Annotated in this window: 4 protein-coding genes; 3 read left to right on the plus strand and 1 reads right to left on the minus strand. The window is 75.8% G+C overall.

Annotated features, from left to right (window positions below):
* Together AC0CYZ_RS00970 and AC0CYZ_RS00975 are read left to right on the plus strand one after the other, a co-directional pair.
* A partial coding sequence (locus AC0CYZ_RS00970) for a phosphoenolpyruvate carboxylase (protein ID WP_472211222.1) occupies positions 1–211 on the plus strand: 211 nt, incomplete at its 5' end.
* Between the two features lie 115 nt (positions 212–326).
* The gene (locus AC0CYZ_RS00975; RefSeq protein ID WP_472211226.1) at positions 327–1,451 is read left to right on the plus strand and encodes a sodium:calcium antiporter; all 1,125 of its coding nucleotides are present in this window, start codon (positions 327–329) and stop codon (positions 1,449–1,451) included.
* Between the two features lie 33 nt (positions 1,452–1,484).
* Here the strand turns inward: AC0CYZ_RS00975 and AC0CYZ_RS00980 are convergent, their stop codons facing one another.
* Positions 1,485–4,436, minus strand: a complete 2,952-nt coding sequence (locus AC0CYZ_RS00980) for a hypothetical protein (RefSeq protein WP_472211229.1) — start codon at positions 4,434–4,436, stop codon at positions 1,485–1,487.
* Between the two features lie 553 nt (positions 4,437–4,989).
* Here AC0CYZ_RS00980 and AC0CYZ_RS00985 point away from each other — a divergent pair.
* A partial coding sequence (locus AC0CYZ_RS00985) for a hypothetical protein (RefSeq protein ID WP_472211232.1) occupies positions 4,990–5,203 on the plus strand: 214 nt, incomplete at its 3' end.

Consider the following 5,203-nt stretch of genomic DNA (forward strand, 5'->3'; position numbering starts at 1 on the left):
CGCGCTCTCCCCCGGCGACGCGCTGCTCGCGAACAACCCGCTGCTGCGCCAGACCCTCGAGGTGCGGGAGAGCTACCTGGAGCCCCTCCACCACCTGCAGGTCCACGCGCTCTCGCAGCGGCGGGCCGTCGACGAGCCCGACCCGGACCTGCAGCGGGCGCTGCTCCTGACCGTCAACGGCATCTCGGCGGGGATGCGCAACACCGGCTGAGCGCAAAGCGCGGCGCTCCTGTCAACCCGCCTGTCCACCCGTTGCGCGGTCGGGGTGGCGCCGATCACCATCGCATTCGATCTCGGAGTGCCGATGGCTCGGCGAGGAGCTGCCCATGATCGCGATCGTCGAATTCGTCCTGGGCATCGCCCTGCTCGTGTACTGCGCCGAGAAACTGATCGCCCACCTCGTCGGGGTGGCCAGCCGATGGGCGATCTCGCTGTTCCTCATCGCGGTGGTCTTCACGGGGATCGAGTTCGACGACCTCGCCTACGGCATCGTGCTCAACGTCGACGACCTCAAACAGGCCGCCCTGGGCACGGTCATCGGGACGACGGTCGCCATGACCGGGATCGTGCTCGCGCTCGCCGCGATCATCGCGCCCTGCGAGTTCGACGTGCCCAAGTCGTACCTGGCGCTGTTCGTGGCGGCGCCGGTCGTTCTCTACGTCTTCGCCGCGACCGGCGCGCTGTCGCTCGTCACCGGCGTCGTCCTCGTCGGGCTGTTCGTGGCCTTCGTCGGCTGGATCGCCTACCGCGAGAAGGCCACGCGGCGTCCGGTGTGGCGCAACGCGGAGTACTACGAGCAGCTCGAGGAGGTCGGTGCGGGCGTCGGCGGCGGCGCGGCCACCGCGACGCTGACCCGCGGCGGCGGAGGCGGTGACACCCCGCCGGCGACCGGCGGCGACGGGGGCGCGGGTGGTGGCGGTGGCTTCGGGCTGCCGCCCGACCTGCGCATCGACCAGGGCTTCCTGCGGGCCCGGCAGAGCTCCCCGTGGACGGCGATCACCTACGCGGTCATCGCGCTGCTCGGCCTCGTCATCGGCGCCATCGTCGCCGGCCAGGGCACCGACGGCATCCTCGACACCTTCCACATCGACGGCACCGTCTTCGGCGTGACGATCGGGACGCTGGCGCTCTCGCTCGAGGACGTCTTCCTCACCGTGGAGCCGTCCCGGCGGGGTGCGCCCGAGATCGGGATCGCGAACGTCCTCGGCAGCGTCGTGTTCTCGGTGACCGGCAAGCTCGGGATCGTCCTGCTCGTCGGCGGCACGATCACCGTCGACGCGGACGTGATGCACTGGCACCTGCCCGTGCTGATCGGGATGACGGCGCTCTCGGCGGTCTTCCTGGCCACCGGCCGGCTGCGCCGTTGGCACGGCGTCGTCCTGCTGGGCCTCTACGTCGTGTACTTCGTCGTCAGCCTCGTGGCCTTCAACGGGGTCCCGCTGGACAGCTAGACGACCGTCGGCCGGAGGGGCCGGACGGTCCGATCAGCGTCCCTCGCGGGCCGGGGCGAGCGCGAGCTGCTCGGTCCGCGCCGAGGTGGCGTCCACCGCCTCGACCGCCCGCGCCACGGCCGCCGCCTCCCGACGACGGGCCCGGGCCGCCCGCAGCAGACCGCGCACGGCCAGGAGGAGCGCCAGGACGGCCGCGACGATCGCCGGCACCGGGGTGCTCGTGAGCAGCGCGCCGAGGAAGGCGGCCGGCCCGGCCAGGAAGGCGACCGGCCCGCCCGGGGCGCCGGCTCCGGGCCCTCCGGCCACCGCCACCGGGTCACCGACCGGCAGCGACAGCGTGGCCACCCGGTCGGCCGGCGTCGGGTCGGCGGTCGGCGACCCCGCGACGCTGCGCACCGCGAAGGCGTCGGCCGCGTTGGTCGGGACGTCCACGACGATCGTCGCCGTGACCGTCCCGCCGGGCCCGAGGTCGGTCGCGGGGCAGTCGACGCGCGCGCCCGCCGCGGTGCACCGGCCGCGGTTCGACAGGACCGAGACCACCGACGAGCCGGTCGGGAGGGTCGTGGTGAGGGTGGCCCCGGCGGTCTGCGCCGGCCCGGTGTTCACCGCGGAGGTCCGCAGCGCCACCCGGGTGCCGGGCACCACGGTGCCGTAGGGCGTCGTGAGCGGGTCGGCCTCGACCCGGGCCTGCAGGTCGGATGTGGCCGCCACCGGGGCCGCGAGGTCGGCGCCCGTGTCGCCCGGGCTCGGGTCAGTCGCGGTGGACGATGCCGCGGCGGCGACCGGGACGGCACCGACGGGGAGGTCCGCCGCCACCGCGACGCTCACCAGCGCCTCCACCGTCACCCCGACGGGTAGGTCCCCCACCGGGCAGACCGCGCGGGAGACGGTGACCATGCACGGCGCCGCCGCCACCGTCGCCCCCAGGACGGTCAGTCCACGCGGGAGGGCATCGAGGTCGACGACCGTCGCCGGTGCCACCGAGGGGCCGGCGTTCGTGGTGCGGACCCGGTACGTCGAGGGGGGCCCGCCGGCGGCGAGGGGGCCGGGCTCGACGCGGTCGAGCACGGTGCGCAGGTCGGCGACCGAGCGCACCGGGGTCGCCGTGGAGGCGGTGGCGTTCGAGTCGCTCGGATCCACCAGGGCGGCTGGCCGCGCGGTCGCGGTCCCCGTGACCATGCCCGTCGGCGCCTCCGGTGCCACGACCAGCGGCACCTGCACCACCCGCTGGGCGCCGGGGGGCAGGTCGCCCACCGGGCAGGACACCGCGCCCGGAGCGGCCGTGCAGCCCGCGGGGAGGTCGACGGGCGTCAGGCCGGCCCCGGGGGTGTCGGTCACGACCACACCGGGAGCAGCCGCCGGGCCCGCGTTGCGGACGGTCACCACGTGGGTGGTGCGGGTCCCCGCGACCACGTCGCCCCCGGCGGCGCCCGGCGCGGCGGTCGCGGTCACGCTGAGGTCGGCACCGCGGGTGTCGCCGACCGCGGCGACGGCGGTGTCGTTGGCCGGCTGCGGGTCACTGCTCGCCGCGGCCGCCCCACCGACTCCCGCAGCGGGAGCGATCCGGGCCTGCACCGGCTCCGGGGTCACGAGCAGGCCCGGCGCGATCCCGGTGTTCACGGTGGCCGACGCGGCCGCGCCGACCGGGAGCGACGGCACCGGGCAGCTCACCTGCCGCCCCACGACGACGCACCCGGCGCTGACCGGGCCGATGGTGAGGCCGTCCGGAATGATCGCCTGCAGCACGGCCGGCGGCGCGACCGACGGACCCAGGTTGCGCGCGGTCGCGGTGTAGGCCGCGGTCGTCCCGGCCAGACCGCCGCCGCTGCGGGCGGTGGCGATCGCGACGGCGAGATCGGCCTGGCGCGCGACCGCCGTCGTGGCGGGGGCCGTCGGTGCGGCCGCCGCTCCGGCCGTGGAGCTCGTGGCCGTCGGGATCATGGTCCGCCGACCGGTGGCGGCGTCGACCGGCACCGTGGCCACCACCCGGACCCGCGTGCTCGCCCCGGCCGGCAGCGTGCCCAGCGCGCACCGGCGGGTCGTGCCCGCGCCGCGGCACACCCCGACGCTCGCGTCCACGTCGACCGGTGTCATCGCGTCGACGCCCGGGTCCAGGTCCACGTCACGGGCGTCGGACGGCCCACGGTTGGTGACGACGACGGTGTAGGTCGTCGGTGCGCCCGCGGCGAGCACGGGGGCGACCGCGCCGGCGACGTCGAGGGCGGCGCGTGCCGTGACCGGCGTGCGGGTGACGACGGAGTCGTCGGCGGTGCGCGGGTCCGGAGTGCGGGTGACGGCCGCGGAGGAGACCGTGAGGTCGGGGGCGTCGAAGGACGGCGCCAGCGCGGCCACCACGGCGACGGGGGCACTCGCGCCGACCGCGAGCGGCTGGGCGAGGGCGCAGTCGACCTGCCCACCGACCGCCTGGCAGGTGCCGCCGGGGACGGTCCCGGCGACGAACGACGCCCCGGGCGGGAGCACCGTCGTGACCACGGTGTCCTCGGCCGGCGACGGACCGCGGTTGGTCACGGTGCCGCCGACGGTCACTCGTGTTCCGGCCACGAGGGGCCCGGCCGGCGGGGTCGCGGCGACGATGAGGTCGGCGGAGCGTTCCGCCTGGTCCGCCGTGGTGGCCGTGTCGTCGGCGGGGGTGGGGTCGGGGAGGTCGGAGGACACCTCGACGGTCGCCCGGGTGTTCCCGCCGCCGGCGCCCCCCGGGACCCGCGCGATGACCGTGACCTGCCACGACCCACCCGGCGCCAGCCCGGGTCCGGTGCAGTCGAGCCGGGTGCGCTCGTCGGCGCACGTCACGCCGTCGTCGCCCCGCGCGGTGAGGATCCCCGCGCCGGCGGGGAGCGTCAGCGCGAGCATCGTCCGACCGGTGGTCGCCGGGCCCTGCGAGCTGACCTTCCCGACGTAGGTGATCGGGGCGCCGTCACCCGGCGCCGTCGGCGTCGACCGCACGCCGGCCGTCAGGTCGGCCACACCTCCCGGGGCGGGTGCGGCCGTGGAGACGGCCGGGGAGGGGGCCGAGGTCGCCGCGAGGGTGAGAGCGGTCCCCGGGATCACGATCAGGACCGCGACGGCCGCGATCGCAAGGGCGGCCGGACGAGCGGGACGAGCCGCACCACCGGACCGTCCGGGCCGTTCCCGCCGACCCCACCGCTCCCGCATCCCGCGCACGCGACCCCTCTCCTCGCCCGACGATCCGATCGTCGCCCTCTCCCGGAGCCATCGGCCGTCGCACGGGCCGGACCGCAGACACACGTCCGAGTGAGATCGACTTCCGGACGCCCCGCGCGTCCTCCGGGGCCGGACGGACCGGAGCGGTCGCGACCCCGCGCCGACCGACTCCGGTGGGTGTCGACCGTTCGTCGCCGCGAATCCGTACGCCTGTCCCGCTTAGCCCATTCGAGTGGATTGCACCGAATGACGCAGTGTAATACTCCGGTTGCACTCAGTGCAGCGACGGCGCGTGGCCTTGACCCCGCCGTCGAATCCGCTCGGGACCACGGCGTCCCACTCCGAGAGGCACCACGTGTCGGACAACTCCGCGAACGACCCGAAGAGGCAGCGTCGCTTCGTCCAGCTCATCGTCGCCGCCGGCCTCGTCGGCGCGGTGGTCCTGGCCCTGGCGATGACCAACACGCTGTCGGCGTTCGTCGCCACCATCACCAACTCGCAGAACACCGCGGCGACCGGGACCGTGGTCCTGCAGGAGTCCGGCTCCTCGGGCACCACGGTGTGCAACA

The sequence above is a fragment of the Actinomycetospora sp. genome, assembly GCF_055612215.1.

Bases quoted from the DNA above. Each gene is read 5' to 3' on its own strand.
- AC0CYZ_RS00975 (WP_472211226.1), top strand. From the start codon at position 327: ATGATCGCGATCGTCGAATTCGTCCTGGGCATCGCCCTGCTCGTGTAC.